The sequence below is a fragment of the Paraburkholderia sp. BL27I4N3 genome, assembly GCF_003386115.1.
GTDB lineage: Bacteria > Pseudomonadota > Gammaproteobacteria > Burkholderiales > Burkholderiaceae > Paraburkholderia.
Genome location: NZ_QREJ01000001.1, coordinates 6,170,054 through 6,193,075, shown reverse-complemented (window position 1 = coordinate 6,193,075; position 23,022 = coordinate 6,170,054). Strand labels below are relative to the sequence as shown.

Annotated in this window: 18 protein-coding genes; 14 read left to right on the top strand and 4 right to left on the bottom strand. The window is 63.5% G+C overall.

Annotated elements, in window-relative coordinates:
- Positions 1-14 precede the first annotated feature (14 nt).
- Positions 15-1,670, top strand: coding sequence for a GMC family oxidoreductase (locus B0G71_RS28110; RefSeq protein ID WP_116145880.1), 1,656 nt, complete (start codon positions 15-17; stop codon positions 1,668-1,670).
- 190 nt (positions 1,671-1,860) lie between these two features.
- Positions 1,861-3,171, top strand: a complete 1,311-nt coding sequence (locus tag B0G71_RS28105) for an MFS transporter (protein WP_116145879.1) — start codon at positions 1,861-1,863, stop codon at positions 3,169-3,171.
- A gap of 103 nt (positions 3,172-3,274) precedes the next feature.
- Here B0G71_RS28105 and B0G71_RS28100 read toward each other — a convergent pair whose 3' ends face one another.
- On the bottom strand, positions 3,275-4,039 hold the full coding sequence (locus B0G71_RS28100; protein ID WP_106300702.1) for an IclR family transcriptional regulator: 765 nt from the start codon (positions 4,037-4,039) through the stop codon (positions 3,275-3,277).
- A 204-nt stretch (positions 4,040-4,243) separates the two neighbouring features.
- On the opposite strand from B0G71_RS28100, the gene sauS reads away from it, so the two are divergent.
- The 11 genes from sauS to B0G71_RS28045 all read left to right on the top strand — a co-directional run bounded on the left by sauS (position 4,244) and on the right by B0G71_RS28045 (position 20,250).
- Positions 4,244-5,689 carry an acylating sulfoacetaldehyde dehydrogenase gene (sauS, locus tag B0G71_RS28095; protein ID WP_116145877.1) on the top strand — a complete coding sequence of 482 codons (1,446 nt, stop codon included), beginning with the start codon at positions 4,244-4,246 and terminating at the stop codon, positions 5,687-5,689.
- Positions 5,686-7,341: an AMP-binding protein gene (locus B0G71_RS28090; RefSeq protein WP_116145875.1), complete on the top strand. Its 1,656-nt coding sequence runs from the start codon at positions 5,686-5,688 to the stop codon at positions 7,339-7,341. The genes sauS and B0G71_RS28090 overlap by 4 nt, the downstream gene beginning before the upstream one ends.
- Before the next feature lie 63 nt (positions 7,342-7,404).
- Positions 7,405-8,787: an MFS transporter gene (locus B0G71_RS28085; RefSeq protein ID WP_116145874.1), complete on the top strand. Its 1,383-nt coding sequence runs from the start codon at positions 7,405-7,407 to the stop codon at positions 8,785-8,787.
- 260 nt (positions 8,788-9,047) lie between these two features.
- A complete protein-coding gene (locus B0G71_RS28080) occupies positions 9,048-9,350 on the top strand; it encodes a DUF4148 domain-containing protein (protein ID WP_116145872.1) in 303 nt (100 codons plus the stop codon).
- An 89-nt stretch (positions 9,351-9,439) separates the two neighbouring features.
- Complete coding sequence (locus B0G71_RS28075; RefSeq protein ID WP_106276991.1) at positions 9,440-9,796, top strand: DUF4148 domain-containing protein; 357 nt, start codon at positions 9,440-9,442, stop codon at positions 9,794-9,796.
- 474 nt (positions 9,797-10,270) lie between these two features.
- Positions 10,271-11,824, top strand: a complete 1,554-nt coding sequence (locus tag B0G71_RS28070) for a SulP family inorganic anion transporter (RefSeq protein WP_181916935.1) — start codon at positions 10,271-10,273, stop codon at positions 11,822-11,824.
- Positions 11,825-12,076: 252 nt separating this feature from the next.
- On the top strand, positions 12,077-13,384 hold the full coding sequence (locus B0G71_RS28065) for a TolC family protein (RefSeq protein ID WP_116145869.1): 1,308 nt from the start codon (positions 12,077-12,079) through the stop codon (positions 13,382-13,384).
- Positions 13,385-13,397: 13 nt separating this feature from the next.
- Positions 13,398-14,873, top strand: coding sequence for an efflux RND transporter periplasmic adaptor subunit (locus B0G71_RS28060; RefSeq protein ID WP_116148937.1), 1,476 nt, complete (start codon positions 13,398-13,400; stop codon positions 14,871-14,873).
- An 80-nt stretch (positions 14,874-14,953) separates the two neighbouring features.
- Positions 14,954-18,175 carry an efflux RND transporter permease subunit gene (locus B0G71_RS28055; protein WP_116145868.1) on the top strand — a complete coding sequence of 1,074 codons (3,222 nt, stop codon included), beginning with the start codon at positions 14,954-14,956 and terminating at the stop codon, positions 18,173-18,175.
- A gap of 6 nt (positions 18,176-18,181) precedes the next feature.
- Positions 18,182-18,862: a heavy metal response regulator transcription factor IrlR gene (gene irlR, locus B0G71_RS28050; protein ID WP_116145866.1), complete on the top strand. Its 681-nt coding sequence runs from the start codon at positions 18,182-18,184 to the stop codon at positions 18,860-18,862.
- Positions 18,859-20,250: a heavy metal sensor histidine kinase gene (locus B0G71_RS28045; RefSeq protein ID WP_116145865.1), complete on the top strand. Its 1,392-nt coding sequence runs from the start codon at positions 18,859-18,861 to the stop codon at positions 20,248-20,250. The genes irlR and B0G71_RS28045 overlap by 4 nt, the downstream gene beginning before the upstream one ends.
- Before the next feature lie 122 nt (positions 20,251-20,372).
- On the opposite strand, the gene B0G71_RS28040 is transcribed toward B0G71_RS28045, so the two are convergent.
- Complete coding sequence (locus B0G71_RS28040) at positions 20,373-20,645, bottom strand: DUF4148 domain-containing protein (RefSeq protein ID WP_116145863.1); 273 nt, start codon at positions 20,643-20,645, stop codon at positions 20,373-20,375.
- A gap of 645 nt (positions 20,646-21,290) precedes the next feature.
- Here B0G71_RS28040 and B0G71_RS28030 point away from each other — a divergent pair.
- Entirely contained in the window at positions 21,291-21,599 is a 309-nt protein-coding gene (locus B0G71_RS28030; RefSeq protein ID WP_116145862.1) for a DUF4148 domain-containing protein, read from the top strand.
- A 60-nt stretch (positions 21,600-21,659) separates the two neighbouring features.
- Here B0G71_RS28030 and B0G71_RS28025 read toward each other — a convergent pair whose 3' ends face one another.
- Both B0G71_RS28025 and B0G71_RS28020 read right to left on the bottom strand, forming a co-directional pair.
- On the bottom strand, positions 21,660-22,241 hold the full coding sequence (locus tag B0G71_RS28025; protein WP_116145860.1) for a hypothetical protein: 582 nt from the start codon (positions 22,239-22,241) through the stop codon (positions 21,660-21,662).
- Positions 22,242-22,275: 34 nt separating this feature from the next.
- Positions 22,276-23,007, bottom strand: coding sequence for a hypothetical protein (locus B0G71_RS28020; protein ID WP_116145859.1), 732 nt, complete (start codon positions 23,005-23,007; stop codon positions 22,276-22,278).
- Between the last annotated feature and the right edge of the window lie 15 nt (positions 23,008-23,022).

Here is a 23,022-nt window from a genome sequence, read left to right as displayed (position 1 = left end):
AGGAGACAGGTCACATGGCAGACCGATTCGACTTCGTCGTCGTCGGCGCGGGATCCGCGGGGTGCGTGCTGGCGAACCGGCTTTCCGAAGGCGGCCGCTACTCGGTGTGTCTACTCGAAGCCGGTCCCGCCGACCGCTTCATGTGGATTCATATCCCCATCGGCTATGGCAAGACGATGTTTCACCCGGTCTACAACTGGGGCTTCTATACCGATCCCGATCCGAACATGCACAATCGCCGGCTCTATTGGCCGCGCGGCCGCACGCTGGGCGGCAGCAGTTCGATCAACGGTCTGATCTATGTGCGTGGACAGCGGGACGATTACGACAACTGGGCACGGCTCGGCAATCGCGGCTGGAGCTGGCAAGATTGCCTGCCGTATTTCAAGCGATTGGAACATAACGAACTGGGCGAAGGTCCGACGCGCGGTGTCAACGGACCGCTGTGGGCCTCGACGATCAAGCAGCGCCACGAACTGGTCGACGCGTTTGTCGCGGCCTCGAATTCGTTAGGCGTGGCAAGCACCGACGACTTCAATACGGGCGATCAGGAAGGCGTCGGCTACTATCAGCTCACCACCCGCCGCGGGTTTCGCTGCTCGACGGCCGTTGCTTATCTCAAACCCGCGCGGCAGCGGCAGAACCTGCACGTGGAAACCGATGCGATGGCTTCGAAGGTTCTCTTCGAAGGCACCCGCGCCTGTGGCGTGCAGTATCGGCAACATGGCGAGTTGCGCGAAGTGCGCGCCAATCGCGAAGTGATTCTGACGGCCGGCGCATTGCAGTCGCCGCAATTGCTGCAACTGTCCGGCGTGGGGCCGGCCGCGCTGCTGCGCGAGTTCGGCATTCCCGTGGTGGCCAATCGGGCGGGCGTCGGCGAGAACCTGCAGGACCATCTGCAAATCCGTCTGATCTATGAAGTGACGAAGCCGATCACGACCAACGATCAACTGCGTTCATGGACGGGGCGCGCGAAGATGGGCCTGCAATGGGCTCTGATGCGCAGCGGCCCGCTCGCGGTCGGCATCAACCAGGGCGGCATGTTCTGTCGCGCCCTGCCTGAAGAATCGGCGACGCCGGATATCCAGTTCCACTTCTCCACGTTGTCGGCGGACTCCGCTGGTGGGAACGTCCACGATTTTCCCGGCTGCACTTACTCGATCTGTCAGTTGCGCCCGGAATCGCGCGGCGCGGTGCGCATTCGCAGCGCCGATCCGCGTGAGGCGCCGTCTATTCAGCCCAACTATCTGGACACCGATCTGGACCGGCGCACGACCATCGCCGGCGTGCGTTTCGCGCGCCGCGTCGCGGCGGCGCAACCGATGGCCGGGCTGATGAAACGCGAGGTGCGGCCGGGCGCGGACGCACAGACGGACGACGAACTGCTCGATTTCTGCCGGGAGTACGGGCAGACAATTTTCCACCCATCTGGTACAGCGAAGATGGGAACGGCGGGCGATCCGCTCGCGGTGGTCGATGAACGTTTGCGCGTGTACGGCACGCAAGGGCTCCGCGTGGTCGATTGCTCGATCATGCCGACGCTCGTGTCGGGCAATACGAACGTGCCGATCGTGATGGTGGCTGAAAAAGCGTCGGACATGATTCTGCACGACGCAAGCGGCGTCGATCGAGGTGTGGCGACGACGCCCGCGGCGAAAGTGGCCGCTTGATCCAGCAAATGAAGTCGCAGGTGCAAAACGACGGCGGGCGATGTCTGCCGTAATACGCAGCCGCGCAACGTCCGGTGAATGGATGGCCCGTGGTCTGCACATAAACCGCCCCGGAGGAGACAACTGGGGTTATCGGTCGGGTACGCGTGTCGATACGCGCGGCATGGCCGTCCATTGAGGAGCTGCTGCTATGGCAATCGATCCCCGCGCTATCCGGCGCGTTGCGTTCGCCAGTGTGATCGGCGCAACCGTCGAATGGTATGACTTTTTTCTTTACGGCGTGGTCGCCGGCATCGTATTCAACAAGCTCTATTTTCCCGCCAGCGATCCGCTCGTATCGACGCTGCTCGCCTATTCGACCTTTGCAGTGGGCTTCGTGACGCGGCCTTTGGGCGGCGTGATATTCGGCCACTTCGGCGACCGGATCGGGCGTAAATCGGCGTTGATTCTGACGCTCATCATCATGGGGATTTCGACGGCGGGCGTCGCGTTCGTTCCTACTTATGCGCAGATCGGCATCTGGGCGCCAATTCTGTTGTTGTCGCTGCGCGTGCTGCAGGGCATCGGGCTCGGCGGCGAATGGGGCGGCGCGGTGCTGATGGCGTATGAATACGCGCCACCTGAAAAGCGCGGCCTGTACGCGAGCCTGCCGCAGATCGGTTTGTCGATCGGACTCTGTCTCGCATCGGGGATGGTCGCTGCGCTCTCACGCTTGCTGCCCGAAACGGCGTTCCTCTCGTGGGGTTGGCGGATCGCGTTCGGCGCGTCGCTCGGTCTGGTTTTGATTGGCCTGTACATTCGCGCCAAGGTGATGGAGACGCCCGAATTCATCGCGCTCAAACGCAATCGGCGCGAAGCGAAGATTCCGTTCGTCGACATGATCACGCGCTATCGCGGCGCCGTGGTGCTCGGCATGGGCGCGCGTTATATCGACGGCGTGTTCTTCAATATTTTCGCCGTGTTTTCGATCGGCTACCTCACGCAACATGTGTCGATGAGCCGCACCGATGCGTTGCTCGGCGTGATGATCGCGGCCGGCGTGATGTGCTTTTTCATCCCGCTGTTCGGCAGCATGTCCGATAAGCTCGGCCGCGCGCGCGTGTATTTCTGGGGCTCGCTGATTTGCGGCGTGTCGGTGTTTCCGGCTTTCTGGCTCATTGAAATGCAGCCGGCCAACACGCTGTTGATCTGGGCGGCCATCGTGGTGCCGTTCGGCATTTTCTACGCGATGGTGTACGGCCCGGAGGCGGCATTGTTTGCCGAACTGTTCGACGCCGAAGTGCGCTACACGGGTATCTCGTTCGTGTATCAGTTCTCGGGTATCTTCGCGAGCGGCCTCACGCCGATCATCGCGACGATCCTGATGCGGCTGAACGGCGGTAAGCCATGGACCGTGTGCGCGTATGTGCTGTTCGCAGCTTTGATATCGGCGCTGTCGGTGCGGGCTATAGAGAGGAAGCGGGCGGGTGGGTTCGATGCGGTGGTGCATGCGCGGTCGTGATTCTGTACCCGCTTGAATCGCAGAAGCGGCGCGTGACGCACAGCGCCGCGGCGAAGACCGCGCTGCCGCGCACGCTGCTAAACCACGGCGGCTGCGAGCGGCGTCATTCCCGAAACGTCTTCGCCGTCTCTTCCGCCGCATGGCGCAAATCAGGCACAAACGCGAGCAGATCGTCGAGCGTGACCCTGCCCACCGGCGCCTGCACGGCAATCGCCGCGCAGGCGCGATTGCGATCCAGCATTACCGGCACGGCAATCGCGATCAGCCCTTGCAGATGTTCCTGGTTGTTGATCGCGAGCAACCGCCGCCGCGTGGTGGTCAATTCCTTGCGCAATGCGTCGCGATCGGTGATCGTCCGTTCCGAATAGCCGCGCAGCGGCAGCGTCTCGATCACGCGTTCGCGCCGGTCTTTCGGCAGAAAGCTCAGCAGCAGCTTGCCGCTCGCCGAGCAATGCAGCGGCACATGCGAACCCGGCTGCAAATGCATGCGCAGCGGCCATTCGGTTTCGACTCGATCCACGTAGACGACATCGTTGCCTGACAGCATGGTCAGATTGCAGGTCTCGCCGATTTTCGCCACCAGTTGTTCGAGCAGCACGTGACGCGCGGCGGCCGGTCCCGCATGCATCAGCACATTGACCGCGAGCATGCGCACGCGTGGCGAACATTCGTAAAGACGATCACCCGCGCCGCGCGTGACGAGCCACGCATCCATCAATTGCACGAGGATGCGGTGAACGGTCTGCTTGGGCAGGCCGAGCGCATTGACAAGCTCGGTCATAGAGAGCGGGCTGCCCGCTTCGGCCAGCGTTTCGAGTACACGAAACGCGCGCACTGCAGCTGCATTCGACTGGTTCGATGTCGACATCCCGCTCCCTCGCCAGCGTATTCACAGCAATGATTTTGCATCGACTTCATTGCTTTTCGGGACTATGGAAAGTACCGAATTTTGCGTTTTCCGATGCTGGCGAACCCACTGCGATGGATAGCTCGAAAAACGGGACTTCGCCATCAGCGCGGCTGGCTAGATTGATAGCACTGCAATCAATCTATTCACGCGGAGCGAACCCATATGAACGTCAGGGCCACAGGAGCCGAAATCGCGGGCCACCATGCGGACGGCGAAGCCGAGCGCATCGTCGCCACGCTGGTTGCGAAGGCGCGCGCGGCGCAGCGCGCTTTCGAGCATGCAGGACAACGGGCGCTCGACACCGCCGCCGACGCCGCCGCGTGGGCCATCATGGAGCCCGAGCGCAACCGGCAACTGGCGGAACGCGCCGTGCATGACACGGGCCTCGGCAACGCCGACGACAAGTTCCGCAAGAACTATCGCAAGACGCTCGGCCTGCTGCGCGATTTGCACGGGCAAAAGACCACCGGCGTGATCGCCGAAGACAAGGCAAGCGGCCTCATCGAAATTGCGCGCGCGGTCGGCGTGGTGGCGGCGATCACGCCGTCGACCAATCCGGCGGCGACGCCGGCCAACAAGATCATCAACGCGCTCAAATGCGGCAATGCAGTAATCGTCGCGCCGTCTCCCAAAGGCTACTCGTCTTGCGCTTTGCTGATCGAGTTCATTCACACGCAATTCGCGAAGGCCGGTATCGATCCGGACCTCGTGCAGATGCTGCCCGCACCGATCAGCAAGGCGGCGACCGCTGCGTTGATGCGGCAGTGCGATCTGGTCGTCGCCACCGGTTCTCAGGCGAACGTGCGCATGGCGTACGCGAGCGGCACGCCCGCGTTCGGCGTGGGCGCGGGCAACGTGGCCTCGATCGTCACGGCATCCGCGGATTTGCATGATGCGGCGCGCAAGATCCTGCGCTCGAAGACGTTCGACAACGCAACGAGTTGCTCGTCCGAAAACAGCATCGTGATCGAAGACGCCATCTATCAGCCGATGCTGGCCGAACTCACCGCGTGCGGCGGCGTACTCCTCGACGCCGCGCAGAAGGCCCGCCTGCAGGCTGCGATGTGGGTCAACGGCAAGCTCTCCGAACAGTGCACCGCTAAATCCGCCGAGGTGATCGCGCGCGTGGCAGGTCTGGAGGAAGTCGCCGCGCGTCATCCCGCTTTCCTGATGGTGGAGGAGAGCGGCGCGGGCAGCGACTATCCGTTCTCCGGCGAGAAACTCGCGCCGGTCCTTGCCGTATATCGCGCCGCCGATTTCGATGCCGCGGCCGAAGTCGTGCGCAGCATCTATGCATACATGGGCGCGGGCCATTCGGTCGGACTGCATTCGAGCGATGCCGCGCAAGCGGTCCATCTCGGCGTGACGTTGCCCGTCGCGCGCGTGATCGTGAATCAGGCGCATTGCCTGGCCACCGGCGGCAACTTCGATAACGGTTTGCCGTTCTCGCTGTCGATGGGCTGTGGCACCTGGGGCCGCAATAACTTCTCGGGCAATCTGGGCTTTCGCCACTATCTGAACACCACGCGGGTCGCCTATCCGATCGAAGAGCGCGTGCCGGAAACGGACGAATTGCTCGGCGACTTCTTCGCGAGGTATGGCCGATGAACATGCCCGCCACCCTTCGCGCGCTGATCGACGAGCGTGCCGCGCAGCATCCGGACAAGCCCTTCCTGCTCTCCGCACGCGATGACGATGAAGTACCGGTCGCCGATCGGCGCGCGACCGTCCTGACGTTTCGCCAATTGCGCGACGACTGCCGCGTGCTGGAGGCACGCTTCAAAGAAGCTGGCCTGCAGCCGGGCGACGTCATTTCCGTGTTCATGGGCAACGGCATTCAGACGGCCCGTGTACTGCTTGCTGCCATGTACAGCGGGCTTGTCGCCAATCCGCTCAATCTACTGTGCCAGCCCTCGCAGGTGCGCTATATCGTCGATCACTCGGATACACGCATGATCTTTGCCGCACGCGACACGCAAGCTGCGATCGGCACGGCAGTCGCCGAATTGCACGCTGCCGGGCTGACGCGCGAGATCGCGTTGATCCAGACCGAACCGGAGGATGCCGAACCGCCTTCGCTGGCGAGGCACGAACCTGCATTAGTCGAAGCCACGGCACATGGCGCGGGCGCTGCCGCAGCGCCGGCGCTCGGGAAGCGCGGCGCCGCGCCGGGGCAAATGGCGGACCGCGCAACGGCCCACGAACCCACAGCCGACGACGTCGCATTGCTGATGTACACCTCGGGCACCACGGGCACACCCAAAGGCGTCCTCCTGACGCATCGCAACCTGCTGGCGAACGCGCGCAACATCAGCGCCGAGCACCGGCTGACGCCTGACGATCGCGTGCTTGCGTCATTGCCGCTTTATCACATCAACGGTCTGGTCGTGACGCTGCTTGCGCCGCTGTTTCATGGCGGCTCCGCGGTCATGGTATCGCGCTTCTCCGCCCGCACGTTCTGGCGCGACGTCGCGCTGCACGCCTGCACGTGGATCAACGTGGTGCCGACGATCGTCGCCTATCTGCTCAATGCCGACGAAGCATGCACCTACGATCTGTCCGCGCTGAAGTTTTGCCGCAGCGCGTCGGCCGCATTGCCCGCCGATCATCATCGCGCGTTCGAGGCGCGCTTCGGGATCGGCGTGATCGAAACCATGGGCATGACCGAAACCGCGGCACCAGTCTTCAGCAATCCATATGAAATGGATCGGCGGCGCGTCGGCAGCATCGGTCTGCCTTCGGGCAGCGAGGCGAGAGTGATCGACCGCGAAGGGCGCGAGTGCGCCGCCAACGAATGCGGCGAGCTGGTGTTGCGCGGCGAGCAGGTGATGAGCGGCTATTACAAGCAGCCCGAAGAGACAGCCGCTGCCTTTACGCCGGACGGCTGGCTGCGCACCGGCGACCTCGGTTATCGCGACGCGGACGGCTACTTCTACATCAACGGCCGCGCGAAAGAATTGATCATCAAAGGCGGCGAGAACATTGCGCCGCGCGAAATCGACGAAGCATTGTTGCGTCATCCCGATGTGCTGGATGCCGCGGCGGTCGGCGTGCCCGACCCGGCCTACGGCCAGGAGATCGTCGCCTTCGTGGTGCCGCGTACGAGCGACGGACGCGGCGCACCCGATCCGGCGGATCTGCGCGAGCACTGCTTGCGCGAACTCGGACGCTACAAGACACCGAAGGAGTTTCGCTTCGTCGATGAACTGCCGCGCGGACCTTCCGGCAAGGTGCAGCGGCTCAAGCTGGTGCCCACCTGACGCGGCTCGCGGCCGTCGTCGACGCGCAGTAGAGATCGATACATACAATAGAAAGGAGACAGCATGGAAACGCGTATCCGGCGTGTCAAGACACGCCATATCATCCTGGCGGTCATGTGCCTGATGTACTTCATCTCGTACATCGATCGAGTGAACATTGCGGTGGCCGGTCCGTTGATTCGTCACGAAATGGGCCTCACGACCGTTCAACTCGGGCTGGTGTTCTCGGCCTTCGCTTATCCGTATGCGGCGATGCAGATCATCGGCGGCTGGCTCGCCGACAAGTACGGGCCGAAACTGGTGCTCACCGTGCTGTCGCTGATCTGGGGCGTGGCCACGCTCGCCACCGGTTTCGCGGGCAGCGTCACCATGCTGGTCGTGATGCGCTTCGCGCTCGGCATCGGCGAAGGCGGCGCGTTTCCTACCGCGACGCGCGCCTTCACCTACTGGATGCCGGTCGCCGAGCGCGGTTTCGCGCAAGGCATCACGCATAGTTTCGCGCGTCTGGGCGGCGCGATCACGCCGCCGCTGGTGCTGGCCGTGGTGGCCACCGGCGGCTGGCGCGACGCGTTCATCCTGCTCGGCATCGCGAGCCTCGCGTGGACCGTGCTCTATCTCTTCGTGTTCACCAATTCGCCGGAACAGAACCGCCGCATCACGCCCGAGGAAACCGCGGAAATCGGCTACCGCGCCGGCGATTGCGACCGCGCCAAACGTGCGGCCACGCCGTGGCGCAAGCTGGTGCGCCGCATGTGGCTCGTCACGTTCGTCGACTTCTGCTATGGCTGGCTGTTGTGGGTCTATCTGACGTGGCTGCCGTCCTATCTGCGCGAGTCGCGTGGATTCGATCTCAAGCAATTGGCGCTCTTTACCGCGCTGCCGCTGCTGGCGGGCGTGGTCGGCGACACGCTCGGCGGTGTCGTGTCGGACAAGCTTTACAAGATCACGGGCCGCTTGCGCTTTGCGCGTTGCACGGTGCTGGTGGTGGGCATGGGCGGTTCGCTGGTGTTTCTGCTGCCGATGGTGTCCGCTACCAATCCGCTGACGGCCGTGTGGTTCCTGTCGGCTTCATTCTTCTTCCTCGAAATCACCAACCCGGTATTGTGGACGTTGCCGCTCGACATTGCCGGCAAGTATGCGGGCACGGCCGGCGGCATGATGAACACGGGCTTCGGCGTAGCGGGCATGGTGTCGCCGGTGGTGTTCGGCTATCTGATCGAGAAGACCGGCAGCTATAACGTGCCGTTCAATATCTCCGCGGGCCTGCTTGCGGTCGGCATCCTGGCGGCGCTTTTCATCGACACCAGCAAGACCGTTGAAGCGGATGAGGAGCGTGAGCGTGCCGCGGGCGTCGAGTTGGGCGGCATGCCGTCTTTCTCGCATGCGGGCGCGAGTGTGAGGCTCGAGCGCCATCACTTGCGCCGGCCGTTGCGGTGGCGCAAGTGATACGCGTGGCGTTGGTGACGTGAGCGGCGCGAGTCGCGCGGCTCACGTCATGCACGCTTCCCGCCATTCACGCAGGGCGGCGCACGGGTGGCGCCGCCGCTTTTCATTTGGCGACTGGCCTGAGTGCGCATAAGCACGAAACGCTAGCATGGCCATACGGCATCCTGACAAAAACATCATCTTGTAATCATGCTGTCGACCCCTCCGCGAGTCAGACTGGCGTCAAGTTAATACCGACACCAGGTGGAAAGGAGGTTCAGATGAAGTTTCAAAAATTACTTGCGCTTGGTTTGCTTAGCGCTTCTTTATCCCCGTTGGCATTCGCGGACGTGGAGCAGGCTTCTCCCAGACAGATCCCCATCGCGCAAGCGGAAACTTACGGCGCCGCACCGCCGGTCAAATCAGCGCATCAGGGAAAAACACGCGCTGAAGTCCGCAAGGAGCTCATTCAGGCCTATAGGGACGGGCTCATACCGACTACCGAAGCCGACTATCCGCCGAGCAAATCGACTATCGAGCGCAACAAGGCGCTGTTTGCCGAATCCGAACGCCATTTCAGGTAATCGGCAAGCGCGGATTTTCCTCTCATTGTTGTCTCTCGCACTGTCCCCGCGAGTAGGCGCGACACTATTCGACAGTCACGGAGTCGCATATGAAATTGATCGTCACACTCTGGCTGACCTCGGCCTTACTTATTAGCTCCGCTGTCCAGGCTCAGGGATTGACGCGTGCCGAGGTGAAGCAGCAACTCACCGAGGCACAGGCCAACGGATTGCAGTACGTGACGGAGTCATCTTATCCGTTTGTTCATCCGAGTTTCTCTCACATGGTGAAGGTAAAGGTCGTGGCACAACCGGCGCAAAGCGGCGAGGGTGCGGAAGGTGACGAAGGCGGCGTGCCGGCGGGATCGCAGGAATCTGGCCGCGCGCCGCACGGCAACCCGATGCCTGGCGGCAATCCGCACTGTGTTGGGCCAGTCAGTTTCTGCGACATCTATTCAGGTTCGTGATGCTCGCGCTTGAGCACCGCGCCGCCGCTGGCATGGCAGACGAACCTGCCATGCCCATCCGGGGCAAGGCAACGGAGTTTGTCACCGCGTTGCGTCAGCCGCGCGCGCAAGCCTGCTTCTGAGCGTCAACAAAAACGCGAGTGGCGGCCAGCGTCGCGCGTTGCACCGAAATCCCTTTCAGCAAGATCGCTAGCCAGCGCGCGTACCTGACTGAGTTCTCGTTTGTTGGTCATGTACACGCAGCTTGCGGCCATTAATCAGGTAACCGAAACATCAGTCCACGTCACGTCGCGTCACGGATGAATGGATCGGCTTTGCGCGCCCGAAGCGCCAGGCCAATCCAGTGACCGGCTGCGCGGGCCGCGGCACGACGTAGAGACGATGGCCGGCCGATCCGCGGTGTTTGCGAGTGTGCGTCCCCCGAAAACCCGGTCGATCTTCCTACCTTGTACAAAACGTCTGGATTACACAACCATCATGAATCTACGCGAACAGTTTGCATCGTTTCCCCGCGACATGTTTGCCGGCACTGTCGTCTTTCTCGTCGCACTTCCGCTGTGTCTCGGCATTGCCAATGCAAGCGGCGTCGATCCATTCGCCGGTCTGCTTTCCGGGATTATCGGCGGCCTTGTCGTTGGCTTGCTGAGCGGATCGCATCTGAGTGTCAGCGGTCCCGCGGCCGGACTTGTGGTGATCGTCGTCGACGGGATTACGAGGCTCGGCAGCTTTCCTTCGTTTCTGATGGCGGTTCTGCTCGCGGGCGCCATGCAGTTCGGATTCGGCCTGCTTAAAGCAGGCCGCTTCGCCGCTTATGTGCCGACTTCGGTTATCAAGGGCATGCTGGCGGCGATCGGGCTGTTGCTCATCATCAAACAGACGCCGCTGGCGGCAGGGTTGGGCAACGGCGGCACAGCCGGCACGGCCGGCACAATCACCACGCCGTTCGGCGCGATGTCCGTGGCCGCATGCGCGATTGCGATCGTGTCGCTCGCGATCCTCACCAGTTGGGAAACCCGTGCCGCGCGACGCTTTGCGCTCGTGCGCTATGTGCCCGCGCCGCTCGCGGTCGTGTTGTTCGGCATTGCACTCACGCTGTTGCTGGACTTCGTTGCTCCCGGCTTCGCACCGCCGCTCGAACATCGTGTGTCGTTGCCGTCGCTGGCCTCGCTTGCCGCATTGGACCAGGCGTTCAACTGGCCTCAATTGACGCACTTGCTGAACCCCGACGTTTGGCGCCTGGCAATGACCATCGCGATCGTTGCGAGTCTGGAGACGCTGCTCAGTCTCGAAGCCGTTGAGCAGATCGATCCGAAGAAGCGCCCCGCGCAACCGGACCGCGAACTCAGGGCACAGGGTATCGGCAACATGGTGGCCGGTGCGATTGGCGGATTGCCGATCACGTCCGTGATCGTCCGCAGTTCCGCCAACGTCAATGCGGGCGCGCAGAGCCGTTGGTCGGCTGTCGTGCACGGCGTATTGCTGCTCGTGAGCGTTTTCGCGCTGACGGCGGTAATCAATCTGATTCCGCTCGCGAGTCTCGCCGCCATCTTGATCTTCACGGGTCTGAAGCTTGCCAAACCGTCGATGTTTGCGGATGCCGCCAGGCAAGGTCTTACGCGCTTCGTACCGTTCGTCGTGACGATCGGCGCCGTGCTGCTCACCGATCTGCTGATGGGCATCGTGCTGGGGATCGTGTGCAGCGTCGCGTTCGCCATTCATGTGCATATGCAGCGGCCGATCACGATGGCTCGGCATGACGACCACATTCTGCTGTCATTGCGCAAGGACGTGTCGTTTCTCGCGAAGGTCAGTCTCAAGGAACATCTGAAGGCAATTCCTGATCGCGCCACGGTGATACTCGACGGCAGCCGCGCGGACTTCATCGATCCCGACGTGCGAGACATGATCGATGAATTTCTGGAGAACGCGCCGGCGCGGGGGATTCATGTGGAGTGCCGGCAGTTGGACCCTGTTACCAGGGACAGCGTGAAGTTTGCGGGCTTCCGGATGTTTCTTCGCCGGCAATGAGCAGTCGCGGCAGGTTCGTGATCGACGGGCGCATCAGGTCGTGGGTGGGCGACGGTGCTCGACCTCGAACGGCATCGCCAGCATTGCCGTGGGCGAGTCTTCCCAGGCCAACCGTGCGGCGGGCATCGCCGCCGCCGCGGCTAACCCAGTCGCGTTGGCCGCGAAAGATGACAGAAATCTCATTTTTCCACCATGTTGGCATGGCGGCGGGACCGTAGCATCGGTCGCACCTCGTCAACATGTCACATCACCATGCTCACCCGCAACCTGGCTGCCACACTCGCGATCGCTGTGGTGAACCCTGCCGTCGCGCAATCCGCTGCGCCGCTGGCGCAAGACAATCGACCTTCATCACCAATCGCACAAGCTGCGCTTCCCGACCGTGCCGCCCTGTCGCTCGACGAGGCGCTCGGTATCGCCGCCGAGAACAACCCGTTGCTGCGCGGCGCGCGCGCCGACGCCGACGCGTCGCGCGGCACGTTCATCCAGGCAGGCGCCCGCCCCAATCCACAAATCTCGCTGCTGCAGGAAGGATTCGGCGGCATGGAGCGCACGTCGACGGCGCTCGTCAATCAGACCGTCGAACTCGGCGGTAAGCGTCAGGCGCGCCTCGACGTCGCCTCTTATGGGCGTGAAGTGGCGCTCGCGTCGCTCGATGCGCGCGGCGCGGCCTTGCGCTCGGACGTCATCGCCGCGTTTTACGGATTGCTCGCGGCGCAGCGCCAGTTGGAGGTGGCGCGCGAGTCCGCGGACATCGCGACGAGATCGGCGGAGCTGGCGGACAAACGCGCGCGGGCCGGCAAGGTGTCACCGGTCGAGGCCACCAAAGCGCGGGTCGCCGCAACCGGCGTTCAAATCGAACAGGCCAACGCGGCCTCGCGGCTGACCATCGCGGCGGAAAGGCTCTCGAACGTGACCGGCAGTCCGCTCGCGCGTGGACGTCCTGTGGCGGGCGACATCGAAAACGTGCCGGCGCTCGAAACGCTCGCCGGACTGTTGCCCCAACTGTCAGACGCGCCGCTCGCGCGTGCCGCCCAGGCCGAGACGCTGCGCAGCAACGCCGCGATTGCCCTCGAGCGCGCGAAACGTATCCCCGATATCACGTTCAGCGCGGGCATGAAGCGGGTCGTGACCGGCGGGGTGCCGGGCAACCAGGCCGTGGTGGGCGTTTCGATTCCGCTTCCGCTGTTCGACACCAACCGGGGTGCGCTGCTCGAATCGGTGCACAAAGCCGAGAAGGCGAGCGCCGATTTCGACAGTGAAAAGGCGCGCCTGCAACTCGATCTGACTCAGGCGTACGCCAACTACGAGCGGTCGAGCCTGGAAGCGCGGCGTCTGAAAACGGATGTCCTGCCGGCCGCGCGCGAGGCGCTCGACGCGATGTCGCGCGGCTATGAACTCGGCAAGTTCAGCTTCCTCGACGTCCTGGATGCGCAGCGCACGCTGTTTCAGGGCCAGTCGCAATACGTGCAGGCATTGACCGATGCGCACCTCGCCTACGCAGAAATCGATCGTCTGGTCGGCGTCCCGCTGCCCGGCCGCGCGCCCCGTCTACCTTGAAGGACTTCTCATGCTGAGTACAAAAAAACTCATGGTCGCCGCTGCGGCGACGCTTAGCGGCGTGAGCCTCGCGCTCGCCGTGTTCGCGATGACGCGGGTGCCGTCGGAAACCGCGGGTGCTTCGGCCGCTGCCGGCACGTCGGCAAGCGCAATGGCTGCGCCCGGCCAGCATGGCGGCACCGTGTTCCGAAATGGCGCGCTAGCCGTTGAAGTCGTCCTGTCCGAGAAGCCGGGCGACGCGCGGCTCGTCGTCTATCCGTTTGTCGAAGGTAAACCCGCGGACAAGGACGTGGGCGTGTCGGGTTCGATCAAGCGTTACGACGGTTCGATCCAGCCATTGCGATTCGCGTGGGCGGGGCAGAAGCTGACGTCCGCGGAACCGATCGCGAAGCCTCACGTCTTCGACGCATCCATCGACCTCCAGTGGCGCGGGCAGTCCGCCTCGTTCGTGTTTTCGCGTGCCGATGGGGCGATCGCGCTCAGCGCGGCGCAAATCGAGGCGGCGCGGATTCGTCTCGACCGCGCCGGTCCCGCGCAGATTCTCGCGGCCTTCCAGTTTCCCGGTGAGATCAGATTCAATGAGGATCGGACAGCCCACGTCGTGCCGCGCGTGGCGGGCATCGTCGAGCGAGTGAATGTCTCGATCGGCGAGAAAGTCGTGCAGGGGCAAGTGCTGGCCGTCATCGCCAGCACCGATCTTGCGGATCGCCGAAGCGAGCTGTTGAGCGCGGAGCGCCGCCTCGCCGCCGCGCGGACTTCGTACCAACGCGAAAGGACGCTGTGGCAGGAGCGTATCTCGGCCGAGCAGGACTTTCTCCAGGCGCAGGTCGTGTTGCGCGAAGCGGAGATCGCCACGCAAAACGCCCGCGCGAAGCTGGCCGCGCTGAATGCGGCGCCATCGGGCGGCGCATTGAACCGTTACGAATTACGCGCGCCGTTTGCCGGAACGCTGGTCGAAAAACACGTGACGCCCGGCGAGGCAATCGCGGCGGATGCCAAGGTGTTCGTTCTCTCCGATCTCTCGTCCGTGTGGGCCGAAATGGCGGTGCCCGCGCAGCGTCTGAACGATGTGCGTGTCGGCCGCGAAGCGACGGTGAGCGCCACCGCGTTCGACTCGAAGTCGAGCGGTCCGATTGCCTACGTCGGCGCGTTGCTCGGCGAGCAGACCCGCACCGCGCCGGCGCGCGTCGTGCTGCCGAATCCGGACGGCGCGTGGCGGCCGGGCATGTTCGTCAATGTATCGGTGGATGCCGGCAAGCAAAGCGTGCCGCTCGCGGTCGCGAGCGACGCGCTGCAGGAGATCGACGGCGCGCCCGCGATCTTCGTGCAATCGCCGGGCGGTTTCGTTGCGCTTGCCGTCGAGACGGGACGGCGCGACGACAAGGTCATCGAAGTGCTGAAAGGACTTCGGCCGGGGCAAACGTACGCCGCTGCGAACAGCTTCGTCCTCAAGGCCGAACTCGGGAAAGGCAGTGCCGGGGAAGACTGACGCTTCGTCGCCATGAAGCTGCCGTGATCTGCCTTTGGCAGACCGCTTTTCCGAGTTCCGGTTTTCCAAGGACCCTTCGCATGTTCGAAAGACTGATTCGCTTTGCCATCGCGCACCGCTGGCTGGTCATGCTGGCCATGGCCGCCATCGCGGGTTGGGGCGTGTACAGCTATCAGAAGCTGCCCATCGACGCCGTGCCCGACATCACCAACGTTCAGGTGCAGATCAACACCGCGGCGCCGGGCTATTCGCCGCTCGAAGCCGAGCAACGCATCACGTATCCGGTGGAGACCGCGATGGCTGGTCTTCCGAATCTGGCGCAGACGCGCTCCATCTCCCGCTACGGCCTGTCTCAGGTTACGGTGATCTTCAAGGATGGTACCGACATCTATTTCGCGCGTCAGCTCGTCAACGAACGGATTCAGGAAGCCAGAGACAAGCTGCCGCCCGGCGCGACGCCGGCGATGGGACCGACCTCCACGGGTCTCGGCGAAATTTACCTTTGGACCGTGGAAGCCGACGCGTCGGCCGTCAAGCCCGACGGCACCCGCTATACGCCGGTGGATCTACGCGAGCTTCAGGACTGGGTCGTCAAGCCGCAGCTGCGCAATGTTGCCGGTGTCACCGAGGTAAATTCCATCGGCGGCTACGTGAAGGAGTTCCGGGTCGCGCCGAGTCCCGCCAAGCTCATGTCTCACGGCCTGACGCTCGCGGACGTGGTGCGCGCGATCGACCGCAACAACGCCAACGTCGGCGCAGGCTATATCGAAAAACGTGGCGAGCAGTATCTCGTGCGGGTGCCCGGTCAGGCTCGCTCGGTCGACGACATCGCCAATGTCGTGATCACCAACGTCGGCGGCGTGCCGGTTCGCATCAAGGATGTCGGACAGGTGGATATCGGCCGTGAATTGCGCACGGGTGCCGCTACCTCGAACGGCGAAGAGGTCGTGCTCGGTACCGTATTCATGCTGATCGGGGAGAACAGCCGCACCGTCGCCAAGGCGGTCTCCGTCAAGATGGAGGACGTCAACCGCAGCTTGCCGCGAGGCGTGCGCGCGATTCCCGTGTACGACCGCACCGTGCTGGTTGAAAAAGCCGTGCAGACAGTGAAGAAGAACCTGCTCGAAGGCGCGGTGCTCGTGATCGTCGTGCTGTTCCTCTTTCTCGGCAATTTGCGCGCGGCGCTGATCACGGCGCTCGTCATTCCGCTGTCGATGCTGATGACCTTCACCGGCATGGTCAATGCGAAGGTGAGCGCGAACCTCATGAGTCTGGGCGCACTCGACTTCGGGATCATTGTCGACGGCGCGGTTGTGATTGTTGAAAACTGCGTGAGGCGGCTGGCTCACGCGCAGGCGCTCGCCGGCCGGCCGCTGAGCCGCGAGGAGCGTTTCGCCGAAGTCTTCGGCGCGTCGCAGGAAGCGCGGCGCGCGCTGATATTCGGTCAACTGATCATCATGGTGGTCTATTTGCCGATTTTCGCGCTCACCGGCGTCGAGGCGAAGATGTTTCACCCGATGGCGGTGACGGTCGTGATGGCGTTGGCCGCCGCGATGCTGTTGACGGTCACCTTCATCCCCGCCGCGGTGGCGTTGTTTATCGGCAAGCGCGTCGAAGAAAAGGAAAACGGTTTGATGGGTTGGGCTAGGCGCGGTTATGAGCCGCTGCTCAGCGCTTGCCTGGCGCGCCCGAAACGCGTGCTGGCGGGCGCGTTCCTGATCGTCACGCTGAGTATCGGCCTCGCGGCGCGCCTGGGCAGCGAGTTCATCCCGAGTCTGAACGAGGGCGACCTGGCCGTCGCTGCATTGCGCATTCCGGGTACGAGTCTGTCCCAATCGGTCGACATGCAAAAATCTATTGAGAAAACGTTGAAGCAACGGTTTCCGGAAATCGAGCGCGTCTTTGCCCGTACAGGGACAGCGGAAATCGCGGCGGATCCGATGCCGCCCAACCTGTCCGACGGCTACATCATGCTCAAGCCGACTGACAAATGGCCGGACCCGAACAAGTCGCGCGACACACTCGTTGCGGAGATCGAAGCCGTTCTTGCCGAATTGCCGGGGAACAGTTATGAATTTTCCCAGCCGATTCAACTCCGTTTCAACGAATTGATCTCTGGCGTGCGCAGCGATGTCGCGGTAAAACTCTTCGGTGACGACATGGTGGTGCTCAGCGACGGGGGCGAGAAGATCGCGGCGGCCTTGCAGAAAGTGCCGGGCGCCGCGGAGGTCAAGATCGAACAAACCAGCGGCTTGCCGGTTCTCACCATTAACGTGGACCGAGACAAGCTGGCGCGCTATGGCGTCACGGTAGGCGACATTCAGGACACGGTCGCTGCCGCGGTGGGCGGCCAGAAAACCGGCACGCTGTTTCAGGGCGACCGGCGTTTCGATATCGTCGTGCGCTTGCCGGACGAACTTCGCTCGGATATCGAAGCGATCAAGCGCTTGCCGATCGCGTTGCCGTTTGCCGCGGCGGTGGGCGGCAGCGTGCCGCTCGCGCAGGCGCCGTATGTGCCGCTCGCCGAACTGGCCACGGTCGATGTCGCGCCTGGTCCCAACCAGATCAGCCGCGAAGACGGCAAGCGGCGTGTGGTGGTGAGCGCGAATGTCCGTGGGCGCGATGTCGGCTCGTTCGTGGCGGACGCGCGCGAGCAGATCCGTCAGGATGTCCAGGTGCCTTCCGGTTACTGGTTGTCGTGGGGCGGCCAGTTCGAGCAGTTGCAAAGCGCGAGCGAGCGCCTGAAGCTGGTGGTGCCGCTTTCGCTCTTCATGGTGTTTGTTCTGCTGTTCATTATGTTTAATAATGCTAAGGATGGCTTGCTAGTCTTCACGGGTATTCCATTCGCACTGAGCGGCGGCGTGCTGTCGCTCTGGCTGCGGGGCATTCCGCTGTCCATCACCGCTGCGGTGGGGTTTATCGCGCTGTCGGGTGTCGCAGTCCTTAACGGGCTCGTCATGATTTCCTTCATCCGGAACCTGCGCGATGAAGGCACGGCGCTGGACGCGGCCGTCCAGGAGGGCGCCTTGACACGGCTGCGGCCCGTGCTGATGACAGCGCTCGTCGCGTCGCTCGGCTTTTTGCCGATGGCGTTCGCAACCGGCACGGGCTCGGAGGTGCAGCGTCCGTTGGCAACGGTGGTCATCGGCGGCATCCTGTCGTCCACGGCCTTGACATTGCTGGTTTTGCCCGTGCTGTACCGGACCGCTCATTCGTCGTCATGGCGCGCCGCTGCATCGGGCTGGCTGGCGAAAACGTCGCCCGCTCAGCTGCTGCGGCGGTTGGGCATTTTTTCGAGGTAGTGGCAAATGCGGATTCTGCTGGTGGAAGACGAGCCGAAGACCGGCGCCTATTTGCGAAAGGGCTTGTCGGAGGCGGGCTACGTTGTCGATTGGGCGCAAGACGGTGTGACAGGACAGCATCAGGCGGAGACGGAAGACTACGACCTGTTGATCCTCGACGTGATGCTGCCGGGACAGGACGGTTGGACGCTGCTGCAAAACCTGCGCCGCACACGCTGCACGGCGGTGCTGTTTCTCACTGCGCGCGACGACGTGGGAGACCGCGTCAAGGGACTGGAACTCGGCGCCGACGACTACCTCGCGAAGCCATTCGACTTCGTCGAACTGGTCGCGCGCGTGAGGTCTATCCTGCGGCGCGGCAAGCCGCGCGAATCCGCGTTACTGAAGGTCGCGGATCTCGAACTGGATCTAACGCGGCGTAAGGCGACCCGGCAAAGCGACGTGATCCTGCTCACCGCCAAGGAATTCACGCTGCTGTGGCTGCTCATGCGCAAGGAAGGGGAAATCCTGCCACGCGCAACGATCGCGTCGCAAGTGTGGGACATGAACTTCAATAGCGATACGAACGTGGTCGATTCGGCAATCAGGCGGCTGCGCTCCAAGATCGACGACGCCTACGAACCCAAGCTCATTCACACCGTGAGAGGCATGGGCTATGTGCTGGAGAACCGGGGCGGCGGCAATTGATCAGGCGCGTGGTGCCGCGTACGCTGCGTGCAAGGCTCACGGTTCTCATCATCCTGTCCACGTCCGCGATCCTCGCGCTGAGCGGGCTTGCGCTCTATCAGGCGCTGCGCGGCCGCCTCGAGTCGAACTCGATCGAACAGATGTCCGGCACGATGGCGGCGTTACGCACGCATCTGGCGGGGCTTCCGACTGTGAAGGGCATCGCCGCCGATGCGCAGACGTTGACCGACCACCTGCATGGGCATCCGCACATGGCGCTTGCCATTTACGATGCAGCCGGCCAACGCCTGCTGAGCACGGCGGGGTTCAAGCCGTATGCGCCGCTTTCCGCAAGCGGGCTGAAGCGTGCGCGCGTGGCGCTCGCGCGCGCCGGTTCGAATCTTCGATATCTGCTGGAGAGCGCGGCGCTCAACGACGGCATCGGACCGCAAATGCGCGTCGTCGTTCAATACGATCGAACCAGTGATCAGGCTCTGTTGAACGCATACGCGTACACCGCGCTGGTCATTGAAGTGTTGGGTGTGCTTCTGGCCGCCGCGTTCGCCTACGGCATCGCCATGCTGGGTCTGCTCCCGCTGCGCAGGCTGGTGGCCAGGGCAGAGGCGATGTCGACGAGCGGCCTGGCGCAGCCGCTGCCGGAGTTGCATGTGTCGGGCGAGTTGAAGGAACTGGAGCAGGCCTTTAACGGCATGCTGGCGCGGCTCGACGAATCGTTCACCCGGCTGAGCCAGTTCTCCGCCAATCTGGCGCACGATATGCGCACGCCGCTCACCAATCTGCTCGCCGCGGCTCAGGTGGCATTGTCACAGCGTCGCAGCGCGGAAGATTACCGGGACGTGATCGAATCCAGCGTGGACGAGTATCAGCGGCTGTCGCGCATGATCGAAGACATGCTTTTCCTCGCGCGTGCCGATCAGGCCGACGCGCTGCTGTCCTTGCGTTCACTCGACGCGGTCGCGGAGGCCGAACGTGTCGCCGGCTACTACGAGACCGTGGCCGAAGACGTGCACGTCAAGATCAAGGTGACGGGCGAGGGCACGGTGCGTGCCGATCTGCTGCTCTTTCAACGCGCGCTCAGCAACCTGCTGTCGAACGCGCTCGTGCAGGCGCCGCAAGGGACCACCATTACCATCGACTGCAAGGAGGAGCCGGACGCGACCACGCTGAGCGTGTCGGACTCGGGAGCGGGAATCGAAGCTCGCCATCTCGAACGCATATTCGAGCGGTTCTATCGTGTGGACCCTTCGCGGCACGGTTCGGCATCGGGCACAGGGCTGGGTCTTGCCATCGTGAAGTCGATCATGAAGAGCCACGGAGGACAGTGCGGCTTCGAAAGCCGCCCGCATGTTCGCACCCGTTTCTGGCTGCGCTTTCCCAACCACGGTTGATCACCTCGCGGCGTGGCGGCGCGCCCGGCTCGCGACGCCGTGCGCGACGCGTGAGGGCGCGCCGTTCATCGGCAACCGGCATACGCATGCCGCCGGGCATCTTCTCCCGGCGGCACGTGTCGTTACTTCGCGGCGAGCTTGTCATGCTGGTCCAGAGCGGGCGACTTTTCACCGCCATGCAACGTAATGGCGTGTGTCTGCTTGTTGCGGGCAATCGTATTGGCGTCTGGCGGGTATTGCGTCTTGCTGGACGGAATCACGCCGGTGTGTTGCGCGTGAACCAGTTCCTGTTTCACCTCCGCGCGAGTCTTGCCTTGCGCCTGCGCAAGCTGCGAGGCCGTGCCGAATATCGTCAGGGCGGCGACTGACAGGGTGAAGAGTTTTGCAGCGTTCATGGTGAAATCTCCTGAGTGACGACCGCCGTTTGGCGATTCGTGAGCTCAGTGTGAAGCGCCGGTGGTGTGCAATCGTGACCGAAACATGAGAAAAATGTCAGAACCCACGGTAGCGACGAAACGGCGGTCGCGCGGCCGCGCGCATGAGATTTTTGTCATATTGGCGTGATGCTGGCAGCGAGCTTCGCGGAGCAGGATGACGCATCTTTCTCCGAGAATGACGAGGCGGCGACATGCGCGTGTTACTGCAAAAATCTGCCTTGACGGCGATCCTTGCCACAAGCCTCGCGGGATGTGCGAGCAGCGGTGGCGAGCCGGCGGTTGCCGCCAAGCCGCGACCGTCCGCGCATAAGGCGCCGACGGACCTGGCTCCAGGCGAGCAGATCGACTACGCCGGTCACCGCTGCGGAAATCCAAATCTCCACGTTAAGACGCATCTGTGTCTTTTCCCGCGCCGATAGCGCTGCTTGCGTGCCGACCTTCGCTTCGAGATAGGGCGGCCCAGCCACGCTTTATCCACATTCGGGAACAATCCTCTCCACGCACGGCCCTTATTCTCGAGCACCGACCTTTCTAGACTGTCATCACTGAATTACGAACAGGGCTGTTCGTAGCAGAGCAAAGCAAAGTGTGGAGGTCGTCGTCATGAAGTCCCTTATTCAAGCCGTTGTGGTTGCCGCTGTCCTTGCAGCGCCGGTTGCGGTGTTTGCTCAATCGAACTCGCCTGTGACCCGTGCGCAGGTGCGTGCCGAGTTGCTCGAACTCGAACAGGCCGGCTATAACCCGGGCCGCGGGGAGGATCCGAACTATCCGGCCGATATTCAGGCCGCCGAAGCACGAGTGGCGGCACGCCATGCGGCGACCGGTTTTGGTGGCGCCGCGGGTGGTTCGTCGGAGGCGGGGCGCGCGCCCGTTCCCAGCGCGGATTGGAATGCGATGTACAACCATCCGTGACGCGTGAGCGGTGTGAACGTGCGTGGCGACCGGCGTCGTTGGTCGCCACTTGACATGCGCTCAGGCGTCCGACGCGATTTCCTCGTCGACCAGTTCGGCGATGTCGTGTACATCGACCGTGCAACCCAGCCGGTTTTTCACACCACGGCCCCATGCCTGCACGTGAACGCCCGGCGTCAGATAGGCGACGAGTTCGGCGGCGGCATGCGGCGGCATACGCAGCGACGTGCCGTCTTCCAGTAGCGCGCCGCGCAGTTCTCCTTTCGGTCCGTAGAGCGGCATGACCACTTCGCCTTGCACGTCCATCGGCTCGCCGTGGCGTTCGGGGCCGTGTTCATGTTTCGGACCATGTTCGTGCGCGTGTGGACCGTCGTCGACGATCTCGATGCCTTGCCGGCTCGTCACCGAGACGGCGGCGATCAGTTCGGCGTCGCGCGGTTTCACGCCGCGCACGCGTACGGTGTCGCCGGGCGCGATGTGACGCGCGATCTGTTTGCCCAGATGAGGCGGGAAATGCACCTGCTGCTGCGTGCCGTCGGCGTGCTGAAGAATGAAACCGTCCGCGTCGCCGTGCGGATTGAGCAGGAACAGCACGACTTTGCCGCGCGTTTCGGGCAGGCAGGCGGGGTCGATCCAATGCATGGTGAAACTCCTTTATTCGAGTGATGAGTCGGGATTACCTGGGCGGGACGTCGTAAATCACCGTGAGATTGCCAGGCGTGCCGAAAGCGGTGGCCTGCAGCGATTCGCCATAGCGATTGCGCGTGCCGTAGCCTTGCGCCGCGATCGTCGCGCCCGGTTGCAGCAGGTTGGCGAAGCGCGCAGCCGCGGGCGGCGTCAGCTTGATCACCGTGCCGTCGGTGAGCAGCACGCCGTCGGGTTCGCCGCGCGGCGCGCTGGTGACGCGCAGCACGCGCCCGGTTGCATCGAGCTTGACGAGTCCTACGCCGGCGAGCAGCTTCGGCGGACGTTGGGTGTCGGCCGGCGGCGGTTGATCGACAACGCTGCGGCCGTTGTTCGCGTCGGCGATCTGACGGGCGCGCAGCGTTCCGCCGGGCTGCGCGAAGCCGTTCACGTTGACCGTCGCGCCCGGCGCGAAGGCTGCGGCCACTTGAGTGCCGACATGCGGAGGGAAGCGGACAAGCGTGTTGTCGGCGAGCAGCATGCCGTCGACGTCGCCTTCCGGGTTGATCACAAAACGCTGAAGCACGCCGCTCACAGTCGCGGGAGCGCCGTCGCGCGGAGCTTCGGCGAAGGGTGGCGGCAGCGGAGCGTTGGCGCTCGGCGCGGGCGGCGGCAGCGGCGCGCCTGGCTGTGGCGGGGGCACAGGTTGTGCCGCGCAAGCCGCCGTCGTGGCGATCACGGCGAGCACGGACGCCGCGCGGGCGATCGGGTTAAAGCGGTTCATGGTCAGACTCCTTCG